The sequence below is a fragment of the Paenarthrobacter nicotinovorans genome, assembly GCF_007670255.1.
GTDB classification, from domain to species: Bacteria; Actinomycetota; Actinomycetes; order Actinomycetales; family Micrococcaceae; genus Arthrobacter; species Arthrobacter nicotinovorans_B.
This window is the reverse complement of the sequence record NZ_SZVS01000007.1, coordinates 35,357-52,019: the sequence shown is the minus strand read 5'-3', so window position 1 is coordinate 52,019 and position 16,663 is coordinate 35,357. Positions and strand designations below refer to the sequence as shown.

Here is a 16,663-nt window from a genome sequence, read left to right as displayed (position 1 = left end):
ACACACCTAGGCAATTTGCACCCCTGAGAGGGCCAAAAATCGGATCTCAACTCGGGTTTAAGGCCCAATTCGCGTAAAATTGAAACCCTGCCCAGAGCGGGGCAGCAGAAGTCGCAAGCAAATGACCTCCCTAGGAGAAGCCCAAATGCCCACAGACCAAAGCAACACCGTCTCTCCGGATGGCGCAAGGAACGCCGCCGGAAACACAGCATCGGCAGGCCACACCCCGGCCGCCACCAACGCAATAAAGAACGCTGCAAAGAAGGCAAAGCTCCGCCCGAAGCGCCGGTTGAAGGAATCGGACGTCAACGTGGTGGACAAGCCGATGCTGCGCAAAGCACTCGGCGGAACCATCGTCGGCAACACCATGGAATGGTACGACGTCGGTGTCTTCGGCTACCTCATCACCACCATGGGTCCCGTCTTCCTGCCCGAGGCGGACAAGTCGGTCCAGACACTCTTCCTCCTGGGCACTTTCGCCGCGACCTTCATCGCACGCCCCCTCGGCGGCGTCGTGTTCGGTTGGCTCGGCGACAAGGTGGGCCGCCAGAAGGTGCTCGCCGCAACACTGATGCTGATGGCGGCAAGTACGTTCGCCGTCGGACTTCTTCCCGGCTATGCGCAGATCGGCATCTGGGCCGCCGCATTGCTGGTGATCCTGAAGCTCGTCCAGGGCTTCTCCACCGGTGGTGAGTACGCCGGTGCCACAACCTTCGTGAGCGAGTACGCGCCGGACAAGCGCCGTGGCTACTTCGCGAGCTTCCTTGATATGGGCAGCTACATTGGCTTCGCCTTGGGTGCCGCCCTGGTCTCCATCCTGCAGCTCACGCTCGGACAGGCCGCCATGGAGGAATGGGGCTGGAGGCTTCCGTTCCTGATCGCCGGTCCCCTGGGCCTTATCGCCGTGTACTTCCGTAGCAAGATCGAGGAATCTCCCCAATTCCAGGCCGCCCTGGACGCGCAGGAAGCAACCGCCAAGGACGCGGCATCCCATGATGCCGCTGTCGCCAAGGGTCCGGTCGGCATCATCAAGGCTTACTGGCGCCAGATTGTGCTGGCCATGATCCTGGCTGCCGCCGCCAACACTGTCGGCTACGCGCTGACCTCCTACATGCCTACGTACCTCACGGATTCCAAAGGTTACGACCCCGTGCACGGCACCCTGCTGACCATCCCGGTCCTGGTGATCATGGCCGTGTGCATCCCGCTGACGGGCAAGCTTTCGGACCGCATCGGCCGCCGTCCCGTACTCTGGATCGGCGCGGGCAGCACCATCGTCTTCGCGGTTCCGGCGTTCATGCTGATCGGCATCGGGGACATCTGGTCCACTTTGGCCGGACTGGCACTCATCGCCTTCCCCGTGACGTTCTACATCGCCAACCTGGCATCGGCCCTTCCCGCGCTGTTCCCGACCTCCAGCCGCTACGGTGGAATGGGCATTGCCTACAACTTCTCCGTGGCGATCTTCGGTGGAACCACCCCATTCATCGTGCAGGGCCTCATTGAGGGCACGGGCAATGACATGATGCCCGCGTACTACCTGATGGCGACGTCCATCGTGGGTGCTATCGCCATCTACTTCCTGCGTGAATCGGCCCAGCGCCCGCTGCCGGGCTCCATGCCCAGCGTGGACACGCAGGCCGAAGCCCGCGAACTCGTGGAGACGCAGGACACCAACCCGCTCATCAACCTGGACGAGATGCCGTTCGACGGCCAGCCCATCGATGATGCCGTGTTCGGCTCAGGCAAGAAGGACATGACCCCCGCGTAGGAACCGTTTGCCTGCAACTTCTGCACAGCGACGCTTACCCAAGCGACACGGATAGTCCGCGGCAATCCGCCGCCCACTGTAGCCACCAGCCCCAAGGCGCTCTCCTTGGTGCTGGTGGCTACGGGCGTTTAAGCAGACTTTTCGACAGTGGCGAGGTACCTAAGGAGTTCCCTGATGCCAAAGGTCCACGGCTCCATCTCTTCTGTATTCCGCACATGGTTGACCAGAGTTCCAAGCTGTGCGCTGCTGATGGTCACCACATCACCGGTTTTGTGGGTGAAGCCCAGCCCCTCCGCGTCACGGTCCTGGGTGGGCGCGAACAATGTGCCGGTAAAAAGCGCAAAACCGTCCGGATACTGGTGGTGCCGTCCGTATGTTGCCCCAATGAGTTCTTCAAATGGACGGCTGATGTGTGCCAGACTATTCTGGCCCTCCAGCGTGTAGCCCTCAGGACCCTCCACCGTAAGGCGTATCTCCTCTGTCCTCAAGGAATCCAGAGTGAAATCACCGTGGAACAACCGGATGAACGGACCCACGGCGCAGGATGCGTTGTTGTCTTTGGCCATGCCCAACAGGAGCGCGCTGCGCCCTTCGACATCCCTCAGGTTCACGTCATTGCCAAGAGTCGCACCCTTAACCTGTCCAGATGAATCCGCGATGAGCACCAGCTCCGGCTCCGGGTTGTTCCAGGATGAAAATCCCGGAATCCCCACACCTGATCCGTGACCCACAGCCGACAACACCGGCGCCTTGGTAAACACCTCCGGATCCGGTCCCAGTCCCACTTCCAAATACTGGGACCACATGCCTTGGGCTGAGAGGACCTTCTTGGCGTCCTGTGCTTGCTTCGACCCGGGGCGAAGAGACGCCAAACCACCCTCAAGGGCGCTGTTGACACGTTCCCGGACTTCGGCCGCCCGGTTGACATCCCCTCCACACCTTTCCTCGATGACCCGTTCCACCATGCTCTCCACAAAGGTGACTCCACAGGCTTTGATCACCTGCAAATCGATTGGTGCCAGCAGATGCGGGACGCGCCGGTCACCGGCTGTCTGATTGTGGAGCACGTCGGCCAGTTTCCACCCGAGGGCACTGTCTGCCGTTTGCCGGACCAGTTCAGCGGCGTTGTCGTTGTCCAGGAGTCCGGAAACTGTGTGGAAGGCCTGGGTCAGATCGACCAGCATGTCCCCGCGGACCGCAACAACCCGCGGTCCCTGGCTGATCGGATCCCACATCCGTCCTACGAGTACTGCATCGGTTCCGTCCGCCGGCAGGACGTTTGGTGACAGCGCGTTCATTCGGTTTCCCCGTCCATAACTGATGATTCCCACATTCCATCCACCCGGCGTCGTATCCGCCAAGGATTGTGGTCCTGCAGCGGGTCCGGCAGTTGGGACGGCGGAAAGGAGTCATAGGCGACAGGCCGCATGAACCTGCCGACCGCCGCCGTTCCGACAGATGTGGTTGTTGCGGTGGTGGCGGGGTAGGGCCCGCCGTGGTGCTGGGCATAGGTGACTGTCACGCCTGTGGGCCACGCATTCCAGAGCAAGCGGCCGCAACGCTCGCGCAGATCAGCCAAAAGGATCGAGACATCCTCTTCAGGCTCTGCGTGCAGTGTCGCGGTCAGTTGTCCCTCCATGAGCCGCGCCAGCGACGACAGGTCCTCACCCGGCCGATATTGAACTACGACGGCGGCTGGGCCGAACATTTCCTGCTCCAGGATGGCCGGCCTTGCCCGCACGTCGTCCGACGTCGTGACCAGGACCGTAGGCTGGGGCTCCTCTGCGTCGTCGCCGGCAACCAAGACGTCCACGCCCGGCGTCGAGCGCACTGATTCCAGTGCATGGTCGAAGCCCTCGCGCAGCTTCTTGCTCAGCAGCGGTCGCCTTGGCTTGCCGGAGATCTCCTCTTTGAGGATCCGCTGTACATCCACGTCGTCGCGTGGGATGAACAGCAGCCCTGGCTTGGTGCAGAATTGGCCCATTCCCATCGTGAACGACGACGCGAAGCCGGTCAGGATCTCCCGGTGGCGCCGGTTCCAGGCCTGTTCCGTAACGAACACGGGGTTGATGCTGCCCAGTTCCCCGAAAAACGGGATGGGGGTTGGGCGAAGGGAGGCCCTGTCATGGAGTGCCCTGCCACCGCTCGTGGACCCGGTGAAGCCGATGGCCCGCACCAGTGGGTGGTCAACGAGCCGTTCCGCAGCAGCCCGGCCCACGATCGTGGCGAACAGGCCCCGAGGCGCACCCGCCGAGTCCAGGGCTTCCTCCACGATGGCACCGGTGCGTAAGGCGAGCTGCAAGTGGCCTTCATGGATCTTGTGGACAACTGCACATCCGGCGGCAAGGGCGGACGCGCTGTCTCCACCCATGACGCTGAAGGCAAACGGGAAGTTCGAGGCGCCAAAGACCCCGACGACCCCCAGGGGGACAGAATATCGGCGGATATCGGGTCGCGGACCCATGCCCCACGCGGGGTCAGCGTGATCGATGGTGGCGTCGAGGTGCTCACCCCGAAGCACTTCCTCTGCGAACAAGCGCAGCTGGAATACGGATCTCCTGAGTTCAAAGGAGAGCCGTCCTTCATCCAGGTGGGTCTCTTCGCTGGCCAGCGCTACGAGCTCGTCAGAGCGGGCTTCCAAAGCGCCTGCGATTGCCGTCAACCATGAGGCACGCATGGAAGGAGCTACGTCCTTTGCCCGCGCATAGGCTTGGTTGGCGGCAGCTATCGTGTTCTCTGTTTCCTCGAGGGAAGTGATCATCTTTTGACCTTTCTAGCGGACCGGGGTGCTCTCCAGGTTGAAGAACGATCGCGCGTCAGGAGGACGGATGTCGGCCACAGCATCAGTGAAGATGCGCATGGGATGCGGCGTGTACGGGTGCTCGGCAATCGCGTCGAAGTCCAGTTCGATTCCCAAACCCGGGCCCTCCGGAATCAGGATGTCGCCGTCTTCGGTCAGGGTCAGGCGCTCGTTGGAAATTTCGCTGCGCCACGGCACATCCGTGGCCATGATCTCGAGGTATCGGAAGTTCGGAATCATGGCCCCGAGCTGGAGGGTGGCTGCGGTGCTCAGCGGCCCGCTGGGGTTGTGCGGCGCAAACGGGATGTAATGCGAGGCGGCCAGCGTGGCAATGAAGGACAATTCAAGCAAGCCGCCAGCATGGGTCACGTCGGGCTGCACATAGTCGACGGCGTTCCTGGCCAGGGCGGGCACGAACGTACTCCTGCCGATCCAGCGCTCACCGGCTGCGATCGCCACGGGCGATTTCGAGCGGATTTCCACCAGAGAATCAATCCCGTCGGGCGGACACGGTTCCTCGAAAAAGACCGGCTGGAACTGTTCCAGTTCGCGGGCCACCCTGATCGCCGTCGGAACATCGAAACGGCCATGTCCTTCGATGAACAATTCGATGTCATCCCCCACGGCCTCCCGCACGGCGGCCACGGGCTCCAACATCCGGGACAGGTCCCTCGGGGCCAGCGTGAGGTCGGCCGCCTCGAACGGATCCCATTTCAATCCGCGGAAACCCTGGGCAATTGTTTGCACGGCAGCGTCGGCGAAATCCTCAGGAGTACGTGCTCCGGAGAACCATCCATTGGCGTAGGCGCGGACCCTGTCGCGGACCTGCCCGCCCAGCATTCGGTGGACCGGCACCCCCAAAGCCCTTGAGGAAACGTCCCACATGGCCATTTCCAGGGCGCTCAGTGCCGTCATCGAGACAGGTCCTCCACGCCAGTAGGCATCCCGGTTGACCTCGTAGATGGTCTCGGTGATCCGGGTTGGGTCTTTTCCTCGCACGGCGTCGGCAAGCACTGCCACAGCACCAATGACGGCATGCTCCTGGCCCTCAAGGGTAGCTTCGGCCACCCCAGTGATTCCTTCGTCCGTAGTGAGCCTGACAAAGACGAGGTTTGTTCGATAGAAATCGACCACCACGGTGTCGAGGTTGATTATTTTCATGTGTGAGTCGTTATCCCTTAACCGCGCCGGCGGTCATTCCGCTGACGACGTAACGTTGTGCAAAGAGGTAGAAAGCTACTGCCGGCAGCGTAAACAGCAAACCGACCGCCATAATGCTCTGGATCGAAGTGTCCTGCTCGCCGATAAAGCCAGCCACACCCACGGATGCCGGTTGCAACGACTTGTCAAAGACAAACGTGACCGCGAAGACGTACTCATTCCATGCGCTGAAGAACGCAATCACGGCGGCGGCCGCAATGGCGGGGGCGATCAACGGCAAAATGATGCGCGCCAAGACCGTGGGTGGGTTGCCACCATCAACCCGGGCAGCCTCATCGAGCTCACGGGGAACGCCGTCGATGGCGCCTTTGAGAATCAGCGCCACCACGGGCAGGGTAAACGCTGTGTCGGCGAGGATCAGTCCGTGCAGCGAGTTCAGGAGGTCAAACCTACGGAACACCGCGAACAACGGAACCACCAAAAGTGCTTCAGGAAGCATCTGGGTGAAAAGCAGCGCCAGTCCGACGACGGCCTTGCCGCGGAAAGCGAATCTGGACAGCGCATACCCCAGGGGCACTCCGAGGACTATGGACAGCACTGTTGTACCGGCAGCGACAATAAAGCTGTTGCCCAGCCAACCGAGAACCTTGCCATCAGCCAAAGCATCCCCGAAGACGCTGAGCCGCGAGAAGTCCGGGAGCAGGTTTATCGACGATCCGAAGAGCTCTTTATCCGGCGTCAGCGCTGTGACGAACATCCAGTAGATGGGGAAGACTGCCAGGCCCAGGACAATCAGAACTGCAACCATGCGTGCCGTCACGCCAAACTTCAGGCGGTGCATCATGCCTCCTTCGCAGCCGCACGGGCGACCAGTCGACTACCGATGATGACGATGAGCGAGATGACGATGCCCACCATGCCTATTGCTGCCGCTGTTCCCAGTTGTTTCGACTCGAAGGCTTGTGAGTACAGATCGATGACGAGCGTACGGGTGGATCCCAGGGGTCCACCGCGGGTCATCAGCCAGATGAGCTCAAATCGACGCAGGGACCAGATGGTCATCAGGACGGCGACCAAGCCAATCGTCGGTTTGAGCACCTGCCAGGTGACAACCTGGAAGATTGTCCACCGCCCCGCCCCGTCAACCTGTGCCGCTTCCACGAGTTCCTGTGGAACGCTTTGCAGCGCGGACAGCAGGACCACTGCGACGAAGGGCACCAACTGCCAGATGGTGGTCATGAGGACCGCCGCCAAGGCCAGGCGCGGATTGTCAAGCACGCCGTTTTGGCCGGGGTCTACCCCCACCGCCTTCAGTAAGCGGGTGAGGATGCCGAACTGCGGATTGAACATCCAGGTGGCGATAAGCGCCACGGCAATGCCGGGCGCCGCCCACGGAACAGTGACCAAGGAGCGGGCCACTCCCCGGCCGGGGAACTTGCCATTGAGAAGGAGGGCCACCATCAAGCCGAGGCCAACCGACCCAACCACGCATGCGGCGACGTACAGGAGGGTAGTTAGCAGTGTCTGCCGGAAATCAGAGTCACTAAGGACCGACTGGAAGTTCGCGAAGCCAACCCACACATTCACGTTCGGATTCAGCAACGTGGTCTTGGTGAAACTCAGCCAGACTTCCTGCAAGAGAGGGTACAGCTGGAAGATACCGATGTAGAGAACTGCGGGGGCAAGGAACAGGTAGGGAGTCCACGGACTGCCTACTGCGCTCTTCCGTTTGCGGGGCGACGACGAGGCGGAGCCTGTCCTGTTCCCGGACCCCGGGGACCGCGTCAAGAGACGCGGTCCCCCTTTTTGGCCGCTCATTACCTGACCAACTCCTCGGCCTGTTTCTGTGCCTTCTCCATGGCGGTCTTCATGTCCTGCTGGCCTTGAAGCGAGGACAGTACCTCCGTGACAACGATGTGGCGGATGTCAGCCGTGTGCGGACCGAAACCGTTCACAATCTGGGGCACACCGGAATCCGTCAGCTTGTCCAGCTCCGGAAGGAACGGGTACTTCTGCAAACTCTCAGCACTGCGCTCCGTGGGGGTTGCGACACTGCTGGCACCCAGCACCTCCTGCAGCTTTACCTGCTGTTCAGGCTTCAAGAGCCATTGGATGAAATCGAGGGCGGCATCTTTGTGTTTGCTGTTCGCGTTGATTACGATCGGCGCCAGGAGTGCGCCCTGCTTCTTCTCAGGGAACGGAATCCGGGCAACGCTGAAGTTCAAGGCCGGATTGGCTGACTTGGTTGCAGTCACATACCCGCCGTTGTTGAGTTCCATGCCAACTTTTCCGTTGGCAAACATCTTCCGGAAGGTGGCGGCATCTGCGCCCTTGGGAATCACATTGGCGTCGTAGAGCTTCTTGTAGGCTTCCAGACCTTCTACGACCTTCGGCGAATCAATGGTCAGCTTCTTGCCGTCTGACCAGTCACCTCCAAATCCGAGGACGTAGTTGAAGATGTCTTGCCAGACACCCGCTTCTTCAGCCTGGGTCTGGCGGAACGCAAGCCCGTAGGTGTCGCCGTTTGTGGTGGTCTTGGCTGCCTGCACGAACTCGTCGAACGTCGTGGGGGCCTGGGGAATGAGGTCCTTATTGTAGAACATCCCGTAGTTGGCGTTCTCAAAGATCACTCCATACCGGTGACCGTCGACGCTCAGGTACTTGTCCGGCCCCTCAATGAGCTTCAGTTTCGAGGCGTCGATCTTGTCATCCAGCGGTTCCAGCAGGGCGGAGGATGCCGCCGTCGAGAACTCCGGCATATCGAAACGCACCAGGTCGGGCCCTTCGCCACCACCCATCTGGGTCAGGACTGTCTGGCCGAAAGTGGGATAAGGAACGGAGGCCGGCTGGACCGTGACGGTTTTCTGGCTCGCGTTGTACTCATCGATCAGCTTTTGGAGGCCGGGCCCCCGTCCGGGGTCTCCCAACGTGGAAGCGGCAAACGTGATGGTTGCCGGCTGCGGCGAAGAGCTTTTCTCCGGGGAGGACGAACACCCGGCCAGAACGCCGGCACCGATAGCTACTGCAGCGAGGACAGAGACAGCCCGGGCTCTGCGAGGGGATCGAAATGACATTGCTACTCCTTCGTGCACGTCTTGATGGGAGTGAGGCATGACTCACATAGATAGGATTATTACTAATAATAGGTATAAAGGCAATAGTCAGGTTCAAAGGGTAGGGTACGGCTATGACCAACCTGCACTCTGAGCTCGTGGACATGCTCGGCCTACGCATCGTCCGTGGCGACTACCCGCCCGGCACGCGCATCGATGTCGACGCACTGGAGCCGGAATTCGGAGTGAGCAAAACCGCCATGCGGGAGGCGTTGCGGGTCATCCGCGAAAAAGGCCTCATCGACTCCTGGCCCCGCCGGGGGACCATTGTCAACGACCGCAAAGTGTGGAAGCTGCTGGACAGCGACGTGATGATGTGGCGGCGCTCCGCGCGCCGGGACGATGACCGACTCCTGTCTGAACTGTCGCAGTTACGCGATGTCATAGAACCCGCAGCGGCCAAACTTGCCGCCCAATTCCGCCAGCCCGAGGATTTGGAAGCCCTCAAGAAATCATTCGCTGAGTTCGAGGCCGCAGGTCGGGACGTCGAAAGGCTGGCGGCAGCGGACCAGGACTTTCACCTGAATCTGCTGAGGGCCACGCACAATGAATTGATGATGCGGCTCGATGTGGTGGTCGTGCATGCCCTGAACGCCCGAAACCGCATTCAGCACCACCCCGGAGGCCACTGGCTGGACCCGCTACCGGACCACAAACGGGTACTGGACGCCGTCGAGCAGGGCGACCCGTTGGCCGCTGAAGCCGCCATGCGGTACGCCATCCGTGAGTCGGATGTGGACCTGAGCCACGGCGAACCAGAGTTTGAAACACCCACCGGCATGCCGGCCTTGGACCCGGAAGCCACCGCCCGCTAGGCCAGTTGGGCCGCGACAGCCTCACCGATGATCCGCGCGCCATCGGGGAAGCGGCCCGGGTTCGGCCCGGCGTAGTTGAGCCTGATGTAGGGCCCCTCCGGTTCCGCGGGAAACCACTCGGATCCCGCGGCGATCAGCACTCCGGCCGCCTCGCAATCCTTGGTGAGCCGGTCGACGTCGAACCCGTCCGGCATCCGCAGCCACAGGTTCAAGCCGCCCTTGGGCAGGTGGCTGAGGTGCGCCTGCGGGACGAACTCCTGGAGGCTCGTGACGAGCAGGTCGCGTCGGGACTGCAACTGGTGGCTGAGTCCGCGGAGGTGCGTTTGCCAGCCGGGCTGCGTGACGACGTCGAGCGCCGCCGCCTGCAGCAGGCCGCTGACGTACATCGACTCCGCCGCTTGCGCACCCATGATCCGTTCGCGGGCAGGGCCGCGGGCGATGATCGCGGCAACGCGGATGGACGGCGAGACGCTCTTGGTCAAGGAGCGGATGTAGACCACATGCCCCGAGTCGTCCTTGGCGGCAAGCGGAATCGACGGCGAGGTGATGCCGAAATCGTGGGCCCAGTCGTCCTCCACAAGGAATGCCCCGTGCCGTTGGACAATGCGAAGCACTTCCTCGCCCCGCTCCGCGGACCATTGCGCCCCGGTGGGATTCGCGAAGTTGGGCTGGGCATAGAACAGCCGGGCACCGGATTCCTCGAAGGCCCTGTCCAGCTCGTCCGGGTCCGGCCCCTCCGGTCCGCTGGGGACAGGGATGACGTTCACGCCCGCCTGCCCCGCTGCCAGCAGCGCACCCCAATAGCTTGGCGACTCCACCAGCAACGGCTGGCCGTGTCCCACCAGTCCGCGGAAGATAGAGCTGAGTCCGCTTTGGCTCCCGGGAAGTACGACGACGTCGCTCGGCTGGGGCGGGGTGACGCCCACCGGCGTCGAGGCGCTGAGTTCATGCGCGAACCAGGATTGCAGTTCCGGAAGGCCCTGCGCCGGCGGCCGCGATAACGCAGCATCTCCCCGCGCTGCGCGCGTCAGCGCTGCGCGGACCAGCCTTTCCGGGAGGAGCTCGCGGTCCGGATAACCGGAGTGGAAGGCGATGACATCATTGGAGGCACTGCGCATGGCGGCGGAGTTGAGGGGCCGGGCAGCCTGGGCCGAACGAAGGGCCGCGGTCTGCCAGCCGTAGTCGGAGGGCCGTGCGGTCCGGTAGGCGCGGACAAAAGTCCCCACGCCTGGTCGGCTCTCGATGAGCCCTTGCGCCGTCAGGGTCCGCAGCGCCTTCTGGACTGTGACGGGACTCGCTTGGTACTCGGCCACGAGTTGCCTGGTGGATGGCAGTTTTGCTCCGGGAGCAGCGCCGGCGATCCACTCTTTCACTCGCACGACGATCCGGGAACTGCTATCGTTGTTCATGAGCCACAATAGTAGCGCTACTCTAATTTCCACGCCAGTGGTATCCGCGCGGACGTCCAGCGGCGTCTGGTGGGGCCTCCTTGGTGTCGTTGCCTTTTCTTTCACTGTCCCGCTCACGCGCGTGGCTGTGGAGGGTATGTCGCCCCTGTTCATTGGCGCGGGTCGGGCAGTGGTCGCTGCCGTGCTCGCTGCCCTGGCCTTGGGGTTGACGCGTCAGCGCTTTCCCCGCGGCGTCCAGTGGTTCAGGCTGGCCGTCGTGGCGGGCGGTATCGTTGCGGGATTCCCTTTGCTGACCACCTTCGCACTGACCAGCACGTCCGCCAGCCATGGCGCCGTCGTGATCGCGCTACTTCCAGCTGCCACGGCGACGATAGCGGTGATCCGTGGCCGGGAACGTCCCCGCCCCTTGTTCTGGATCCTTACCGCGGTGGGCGTCGCAGCCGCGTTGGTCTTCGCACTGGTCCAATCCGGCGGTTTCGGATCGCTCCACTGGGCTGATCTCCTGCTGCTCGGAGCCGTGCTCGCAGCTGCCATCGGCTACGCGGAAGGCGGCTTGCTGGCCCGTGAGCTGGGCGCCTGGCAGACCATCTCCTGGGCTTTGGTGGTCGCTTCTCCCGTGATGATTGTGCTGACGCTGGCAGCGCTTGCTTCCGGGCTGCCCGAGGCATTTCCCGTCCAATGGTTGTCCTTCGCCTACCTCGGAGCGGTGAGCATGTTCCTGGGATTCTTTGCCTGGTATCACGGACTTGCGATCGGACCCATGGCGCAGGTCAGCCAAATCCAACTGGTCCAGCCGGTCATGACCATCGCCTGGGCCGGACTCCTGCTGGGTGAGCCGATGACCTGGACCACTGTCGTAGGTGGGCTGGCCGTGATCCTCTGCGCAGGCGCCGCCGTCCGCGTCCGGCTCAACCCGCCGTCGACGTCCTGAAGCGAAACCCGAAAGGAAGAAAGCAATGTACACCCCAGCGCACTTCGCCGCCTCTGACGAAGCCCTCACGGCCCTTCTCACCCACAGCGGTGCCGCCAACCTGGTCACGATGTCTCCAAACGGCTTGCTCGCCACACTTCTGCCGTTCGTCTACGAGCCGTCAGTGGGTGGGCACGGCGCCCTGCAAGCACACATGGCCCGCAACAACACCCAGTGGTCCTCCCCCGTTTCCGGTGAAGCGTTGATGATCGTCCAGGGTGCGGACGCCTATATTTCCCCGTCGTGGTACGCCTCGAAAGCTGAACACGGCCGGGTGGTGCCCACGTGGAACTACTCCACGGCCCACGTCTACGGTGAGCTTGTTGTACACGACGACGCCGACTGGCTGGGCAGGCACGTCCGTCGCCTCTCGGATCAGCACGAGTCCGGCATGGACCGGCCGTGGTCCGTCGACGAAGCACCCGGGCGGTTCATCGCCGGGCAGCTGAGGGCGATTGTCGGCGTCGAACTTGTGATTACCCGGGTGGAGGCCAAGACGAAACTCAGCCAAAACCGCAACGCTGCCGACGTTGACGGGGTTATCGCCGGGCTCCGCGCGGCAGGCAAGCCCGGGAGCGCAGCGGATGTGGAACGCGCCCGGACCTCGTAGACTCGGCGCATGCGTGATGAAGCCGCCGAAACCCGTGCCCCCAGGGGATCCATCCACCACCTGGAGATCTGGGTGCCCATCCTTGAGCGCGCGAGGGAGGAGTGGGGTTGGCTCCTGCGACAGCTCGGCTATGAGCCGTTCCAGGAGTGGCCTACGGGGTGCAGCTGGAAGCTCGATGGAATGTACGTGGTGGTGGAGCAAACCGATGCCATCACAGGCACGGCCCATCGCCGGACCGATCCCGGCGTCAACCACGTGGCGTTCCATGCAGGCACCCGCGAGGACGTGGACAGGATCCGGGCGCTCGGCGCAGATGCGGGCTGGTACGAGATGTTCGAGTCGAAGTACCCGCACGCCGGCGGACCGGACCACTACGCCGCCTACCTGCTCAACACTGACAGCTACGAGGTTGAACTGGTAGCTGAGTAGCGGCCCGGCCAAACTGCTACGTCGGGGGAACGGCCGGACGCCACATGGCCACCCTCGGCCAACGGGTCAGCCCCAGCTCGGCCTCGTGCTCCATCAGGCGGGCCAGCTCCGGACCCCAGCTGCCGGCGTCGAGTACTTCGAACCCAAGGCGGCGGTAGTACGGGGCATTCCACGGCACGTCCCGAAAGGTACTGAGGGTCTGGCGATGCATCCCGTGCCCCCGGGCCCAAACCCGCGCGGCGTGCAGCAACTCCCGGCCCAGCCCTTGATGCGCATGCTCGGGATGGACACTGACCTGTTCGACGTGGCACTCCCCATCAACGACGTCGGCCAGCAAGTACGCCACCGGATAATCCAGCCCGTCCACGGACACCCAGGCCCGGCCGGCAGCGGCGTAGCCGTTCAGCTCCTCGACGGACAGCGGCTCGTCGTCGGCGACCGAATCCATCCCCAACGTCCGGAATGCCTCGCCCGCGGCGCGTTCGATTTCCTGCAGGATCACCAGGTCGTCAGCGTGCGCGAGCCTGATCATGGCCGTGCGTCCAACGTCGGCGGCGCTTGGGCCACCAGGAATTCGTTGCGCTTTTCGATGAGGTTCTGAAGGTAGCGGCCCAGGACCAGCTTCTCCACGAGGCGGCCCAACGGACCAAAGGGAGCGGCAAATTCCACAGTGTCCACCATGAGCGAGCCGCTGCCGTCCGGCCGGAACTCATGGGTGTGGCGGAGGTACTTGAAAGGGCCCTTCACCTGCTCATCAGTGAACGACGTCGGAGCCTCCATCCGCACGATCCTGCTGGTCATGCGGAATCGGACGCCCAGGTGCCAGGCCTGCCAGGTGACAGTTTCACCTTCCGAGATGAGGCCTGTGGTGGTCCCGGCGATGGCCTTTTCACGGCTCTTTGTCATCGAACCGACATGGGCATCAATGTTCCTCGACAGGTCGAACAGCTCCTGCGGCGGCATGCTGGAACGGGTACGGCAGACAAAAACAACGGGCATACCTCGATTTTCCCAGACCTGCCCCATTTCCGGGTTTCCGGACCCGCTACGGGGTGTGACCAGGCTTATGGCGGCGCGGCTGGCTGCCCTGATAACTTCGAAAACATACCCTGAACGATTGGTGGTGTCCGCCCATGCCCGCACTCCTGAGGCATGCCCGCGAACTCCACAGGCTTGGTCCTGCGAACAACGACCGCCTGTCAGCCGTCCGCGTCGCGCTGAGCGTTGCGCTGCCGGGGCTTTTCCTGATTCTTCTCGGCCGTCCCGAGCTCATGTTGTATGCCGTCTTCGGCGCGCTGACGGGGATGTACGGCCGCAACGAAAGCCACCAACTCCGGCTCAAGCACCAGGCCCAGGCTGCGCTGATCCTGGTTGGCGGCCTGACCATTGGCGTGCTCCTTTCTGTCAACCACGTCCACTCGTGGTGGTTGGTGCTGGTTGCCACCCTGTTCGCCGGCGCGGGGTCCTTGTATTCGGACCGGGTGCGCCTGAAACCGATCGGGCCATTCTTCGGCATCCTGGCTTTGGGCGCCTGCGCTTCGGTCCCCACCAGCGTCCCATTCACGACGGCGGTACTCGTCGGAGCGGCTTCGGCCGCCTTTTCGATGCTGGTTGGCTTCGCCGGATGGTTCCGGCGCCGCGCCTGGGTAGCCGGAGCCGGCCGGGATCTTCCTGCCCTCCGGGGTCCGCTTCGAACCGCCGCCCTGATCCACGCCGCCCGCTATTCCCTGGCGGTGGGTATGGCTGGTGTCATTGGCGTTCTTAGTGGCAGCGGCCATCCGCACTGGGCCATGGCAGCGGCAGCCGTACCGCTCGCCGGTGCCGACCTCCCAAGCCGCGTCCACCGCGGTATCCACCGCATCGTGGGGACGTTCCTCGGGTTGGTGGTGGTCGCCGTCGTACTTTTCCCCACCCCACTGTCTCCCCTGCAGTACTTCCCGGGCCACGAAGCCGTGGTCCTCGCCGTGGTGGTGATGCTGTGCCAGTTCCCCACTGAGTTGTTCATGGCCCGGCACTATGGGTGGGCCATGGTCTTCTTCACTCCGGTGGTCCTGTTGATCGCACAGCTTGCCTCGCCGATGGATCCGGGTGTGCTGGTGATGGAGCGTGCCATCGAGACCTTTGTGGGTGCCGTGGTGGGGATCGCGGTGGCCGTGGTGGTTCAGCGGCGTCGCTAAGCGCCTGGGATCCGGTACATCTGCGCCATACTGGTTCAATGCAGGCCACGACTGTCCTTGTCGAAGGCGAGAGCGACCGCCTGGCGGTCGAAATGCTCGCGCGTCGATGCGGCCATGACCTGGATGCCGAGCATGTGGCGGTAGTCCCCATGGGAGGTGCCACCAGCATCGTCCGTTTCCTGGAGCACTATGGCCCGGCCGGCGCGAATCACAGGCTCCTTGGGCTTTGCGACGAGGGTGAGTCCCGGGGCATTGCCCGTGCGCTGGCCCGCGCCGGAATGGGATCAGGCCCCCTGGACGAACTTGGCTTCTACGTTTGCCGGGCGGATCTGGAGGACGAACTCATCCGCAGCCTGGGCATCGACGCCGTGCTCGACGTCATAGATGGCCAGGGTGAGCTGGCGTCGTTCCGGCTCCTCCAGCGCCAGCCCTCACAGCGCGGGCAACCAGTACCTGCACAGCTGCGCCGGTTCTTTGGTGGCCGGAGCGGAAACAAGATCCGCTACGCACCCCTGCTCGTTTACGCTTTACCGGTGGGCCAGGCGCCCGAGCCACTCACGCGGCTTGTCGAAGCTTTCGCGCGTGGAAATTAGGGCCCCGAAAATTAGGGTTCCAAAGGTCGGCGCGGAGGTCCCGACGTCAACTTCGCCGGCAGGACGCGCGCGAAGAAGCTGACCACTTTGTAGCGTTTGGTCGGAATGGATACGCCTTTGCCCTTGGCGTTGTCCTCCAGGCCCTCGCGGACCACCCGCTCGGCGGTCAACCACAGGAAACGCGGGGCCACGGACTTGTCCATGCCCATGCGGTCGTGGAACTCCGTGTGGGTAAATCCGGGGCAAACGGCAGTGACCTGGACCCCCGACTTCGCGTACGTGGTGTTTGCCCAGCGACTGAAGGTTACCTGCCACGCTTTCGCCGCCGAGTAGGTCCCCCGGTTCGCGAACGCGGCCACGCTGGCCACATTGATAATCCGGCCTTTGCCGCGCGCCAACATCACTTCCAGCGCAGCGTGTGACAACTCCATGGGCGTCTGGACGTGGAGGCGCAAATGGCGGCGTTCCTCGTCCAGATCGTTGTTCTCGAAGGACTTCAGGAGCCCGATCCCGGCATTGTTGACCAGCACGTCAACGGGTCGGGTTGCGTCTTTGAGGCGGTCGGCAACCGCTGAAACCCCGACGTCGGTGGTCAGGTCCGCGGACAGCACCTCCGCCGAAATACTGAAGTCGCGTTCAAGTTCCTCGGCTTTGTCCTTGAGCCGCTGCTCGTCGCGGGCCACCAGGACCAGGTGGTGCCCGGATTCGGCCAGTTGACGGGCGAACTCGGCACCAAGCCCGGCAGTTGCTCCCGTTACCAGGGCAGTAAGTTCATTGGCTCGAGTGGTCATGCGCCTAGACTAGTCCCCTCCTCC

Annotated in this window: 17 protein-coding genes; 7 read left to right on the top strand and 10 right to left on the bottom strand. The window is 63.1% G+C overall.

Translation table 11 applies throughout. From position 1 onward, the window contains the following. Window positions 1–145: 145 nt before the first annotated feature. Entirely contained in the window at window positions 146–1,771 is a 1,626-nt protein-coding gene (locus FDP28_RS12165; protein ID WP_144661704.1) for an MFS transporter, read from the top strand. A 128-nt stretch (window positions 1,772–1,899) separates the two neighbouring features. Here FDP28_RS12165 and FDP28_RS12160 read toward each other — a convergent pair whose 3' ends face one another. From FDP28_RS12160 to FDP28_RS12135, 6 genes are read right to left on the bottom strand one after another with little or no spacing between them, the layout of a single operon-like run. After that, window positions 1,900–3,069, bottom strand: coding sequence for a fumarylacetoacetate hydrolase family protein (locus FDP28_RS12160; protein WP_144661703.1), 1,170 nt, complete (start codon window positions 3,067–3,069; stop codon window positions 1,900–1,902). After that, on the bottom strand, window positions 3,066–4,532 hold the full coding sequence (locus tag FDP28_RS12155) for an aldehyde dehydrogenase (NADP(+)) (RefSeq protein ID WP_144661702.1): 1,467 nt from the start codon (window positions 4,530–4,532) through the stop codon (window positions 3,066–3,068). Before FDP28_RS12155 ends, FDP28_RS12160 begins: the two co-directional genes overlap by 4 nt. Before the next feature lie 12 nt (window positions 4,533–4,544). Further along, complete coding sequence (locus FDP28_RS12150) at window positions 4,545–5,732, bottom strand: mandelate racemase/muconate lactonizing enzyme family protein (protein WP_144661701.1); 1,188 nt, start codon at window positions 5,730–5,732, stop codon at window positions 4,545–4,547. A gap of 10 nt (window positions 5,733–5,742) precedes the next feature. Continuing rightward, window positions 5,743–6,576: a carbohydrate ABC transporter permease gene (locus FDP28_RS12145; RefSeq protein ID WP_222120640.1), complete on the bottom strand. Its 834-nt coding sequence runs from the start codon at window positions 6,574–6,576 to the stop codon at window positions 5,743–5,745. Then, window positions 6,573–7,520, bottom strand: coding sequence for a carbohydrate ABC transporter permease (locus FDP28_RS12140; RefSeq protein WP_222120639.1), 948 nt, complete (start codon window positions 7,518–7,520; stop codon window positions 6,573–6,575). Before FDP28_RS12140 ends, FDP28_RS12145 begins: the two co-directional genes overlap by 4 nt. A gap of 29 nt (window positions 7,521–7,549) precedes the next feature. Beyond that, window positions 7,550–8,806, bottom strand: coding sequence for an ABC transporter substrate-binding protein (locus FDP28_RS12135; protein WP_186313615.1), 1,257 nt, complete (start codon window positions 8,804–8,806; stop codon window positions 7,550–7,552). Between the two features lie 113 nt (window positions 8,807–8,919). On the opposite strand from FDP28_RS12135, the gene FDP28_RS12130 reads away from it, so the two are divergent. Beyond that, window positions 8,920–9,660, top strand: a complete 741-nt coding sequence (locus FDP28_RS12130) for a FadR/GntR family transcriptional regulator (RefSeq protein ID WP_144661698.1) — start codon at window positions 8,920–8,922, stop codon at window positions 9,658–9,660. Here FDP28_RS12130 and FDP28_RS12125 read toward each other — a convergent pair. Continuing rightward, window positions 9,657–11,069 carry an aminotransferase-like domain-containing protein gene (locus FDP28_RS12125; RefSeq protein WP_144661697.1) on the bottom strand — a complete coding sequence of 471 codons (1,413 nt, stop codon included), beginning with the start codon at window positions 11,067–11,069 and terminating at the stop codon, window positions 9,657–9,659. The two genes, FDP28_RS12130 and FDP28_RS12125, sit on opposite strands and share 4 nt — an antisense overlap. Here FDP28_RS12125 and FDP28_RS12120 point away from each other — a divergent pair. Genes FDP28_RS12120 through FDP28_RS12110 form a run of 3 tightly spaced genes read left to right on the top strand, consistent with a single transcriptional unit; the run spans window position 11,068 to window position 13,078 of the window. Further along, window positions 11,068–12,000 carry a DMT family transporter gene (locus tag FDP28_RS12120; protein WP_144661696.1) on the top strand — a complete coding sequence of 311 codons (933 nt, stop codon included), beginning with the start codon at window positions 11,068–11,070 and terminating at the stop codon, window positions 11,998–12,000. The two genes, FDP28_RS12125 and FDP28_RS12120, sit on opposite strands and share 2 nt — an antisense overlap. Window positions 12,001–12,025: 25 nt before the next feature. Next, window positions 12,026–12,649 carry an FMN-binding negative transcriptional regulator gene (locus tag FDP28_RS12115; RefSeq protein WP_144661695.1) on the top strand — a complete coding sequence of 208 codons (624 nt, stop codon included), beginning with the start codon at window positions 12,026–12,028 and terminating at the stop codon, window positions 12,647–12,649. A 9-nt stretch (window positions 12,650–12,658) separates the two neighbouring features. Next, window positions 12,659–13,078 carry a VOC family protein gene (locus FDP28_RS12110; protein WP_144661694.1) on the top strand — a complete coding sequence of 140 codons (420 nt, stop codon included), beginning with the start codon at window positions 12,659–12,661 and terminating at the stop codon, window positions 13,076–13,078. Between the two features lie 16 nt (window positions 13,079–13,094). Here FDP28_RS12110 and FDP28_RS12105 read toward each other — a convergent pair whose 3' ends face one another. Together FDP28_RS12105 and FDP28_RS12100 are read right to left on the bottom strand one after the other, a co-directional pair. After that, on the bottom strand, window positions 13,095–13,610 hold the full coding sequence (locus tag FDP28_RS12105; protein WP_144661693.1) for a GNAT family N-acetyltransferase: 516 nt from the start codon (window positions 13,608–13,610) through the stop codon (window positions 13,095–13,097). After that, window positions 13,607–14,077, bottom strand: a complete 471-nt coding sequence (locus FDP28_RS12100) for an SRPBCC family protein (protein ID WP_144661692.1) — start codon at window positions 14,075–14,077, stop codon at window positions 13,607–13,609. Before FDP28_RS12100 ends, FDP28_RS12105 begins: the two co-directional genes overlap by 4 nt. A gap of 134 nt (window positions 14,078–14,211) precedes the next feature. Here FDP28_RS12100 and FDP28_RS12095 point away from each other — a divergent pair, with 134 nt between their 5' ends. Further along, the gene (locus FDP28_RS12095) at window positions 14,212–15,255 is read left to right on the top strand and encodes an FUSC family protein (protein WP_144661691.1); all 1,044 of its coding nucleotides are present in this window, start codon (window positions 14,212–14,214) and stop codon (window positions 15,253–15,255) included. A 38-nt stretch (window positions 15,256–15,293) separates the two neighbouring features. Beyond that, on the top strand, window positions 15,294–15,848 hold the full coding sequence (locus FDP28_RS12090) for a TOPRIM nucleotidyl transferase/hydrolase domain-containing protein (RefSeq protein ID WP_144661690.1): 555 nt from the start codon (window positions 15,294–15,296) through the stop codon (window positions 15,846–15,848). 11 nt (window positions 15,849–15,859) lie between these two features. Here FDP28_RS12090 and FDP28_RS12085 read toward each other — a convergent pair whose 3' ends face one another. Further along, window positions 15,860–16,639 (bottom strand): SDR family NAD(P)-dependent oxidoreductase, encoded by a 780-nt coding sequence (locus FDP28_RS12085; RefSeq protein WP_144661689.1) that lies wholly within the window; start codon window positions 16,637–16,639, stop codon window positions 15,860–15,862. Window positions 16,640–16,663 lie beyond the last annotated feature (24 nt).

Bases quoted from the DNA above. Each gene is read 5' to 3' on its own strand.
- FDP28_RS12165 (WP_144661704.1), top strand. From the start codon at position 146: ATGCCCACAGACCAAAGCAACACCGTCTCTCCGGATGGCGCAAGGAAC.
- FDP28_RS12160 (WP_144661703.1), bottom strand. From the start codon at position 3,069: ATGAACGCGCTGTCACCAAACGTCCTGCCGGCGGACGGAACCGATGCA.
- FDP28_RS12155 (WP_144661702.1), bottom strand. From the start codon at position 4,532: ATGATCACTTCCCTCGAGGAAACAGAGAACACGATAGCTGCCGCCAAC.
- FDP28_RS12150 (WP_144661701.1), bottom strand. From the start codon at position 5,732: ATGAAAATAATCAACCTCGACACCGTGGTGGTCGATTTCTATCGAACA.
- FDP28_RS12145 (WP_222120640.1), bottom strand. From the start codon at position 6,576: ATGATGCACCGCCTGAAGTTTGGCGTGACGGCACGCATGGTTGCAGTT.
- FDP28_RS12135 (WP_186313615.1), bottom strand. From the start codon at position 8,806: ATGTCATTTCGATCCCCTCGCAGAGCCCGGGCTGTCTCTGTCCTCGCT.
- FDP28_RS12130 (WP_144661698.1), top strand. From the start codon at position 8,920: ATGACCAACCTGCACTCTGAGCTCGTGGACATGCTCGGCCTACGCATC.
- FDP28_RS12120 (WP_144661696.1), top strand. From the start codon at position 11,068: ATGAGCCACAATAGTAGCGCTACTCTAATTTCCACGCCAGTGGTATCC.
- FDP28_RS12125 (WP_144661697.1), bottom strand. From the start codon at position 11,069: ATGAACAACGATAGCAGTTCCCGGATCGTCGTGCGAGTGAAAGAGTGG.
- FDP28_RS12115 (WP_144661695.1), top strand. From the start codon at position 12,026: ATGTACACCCCAGCGCACTTCGCCGCCTCTGACGAAGCCCTCACGGCC.
- FDP28_RS12110 (WP_144661694.1), top strand. From the start codon at position 12,659: ATGCGTGATGAAGCCGCCGAAACCCGTGCCCCCAGGGGATCCATCCAC.
- FDP28_RS12105 (WP_144661693.1), bottom strand. From the start codon at position 13,610: ATGATCAGGCTCGCGCACGCTGACGACCTGGTGATCCTGCAGGAAATC.
- FDP28_RS12100 (WP_144661692.1), bottom strand. From the start codon at position 14,077: ATGCCCGTTGTTTTTGTCTGCCGTACCCGTTCCAGCATGCCGCCGCAG.
- FDP28_RS12095 (WP_144661691.1), top strand. From the start codon at position 14,212: ATGCCCGCACTCCTGAGGCATGCCCGCGAACTCCACAGGCTTGGTCCT.
- FDP28_RS12090 (WP_144661690.1), top strand. From the start codon at position 15,294: ATGCAGGCCACGACTGTCCTTGTCGAAGGCGAGAGCGACCGCCTGGCG.
- FDP28_RS12085 (WP_144661689.1), bottom strand. From the start codon at position 16,639: ATGACCACTCGAGCCAATGAACTTACTGCCCTGGTAACGGGAGCAACT.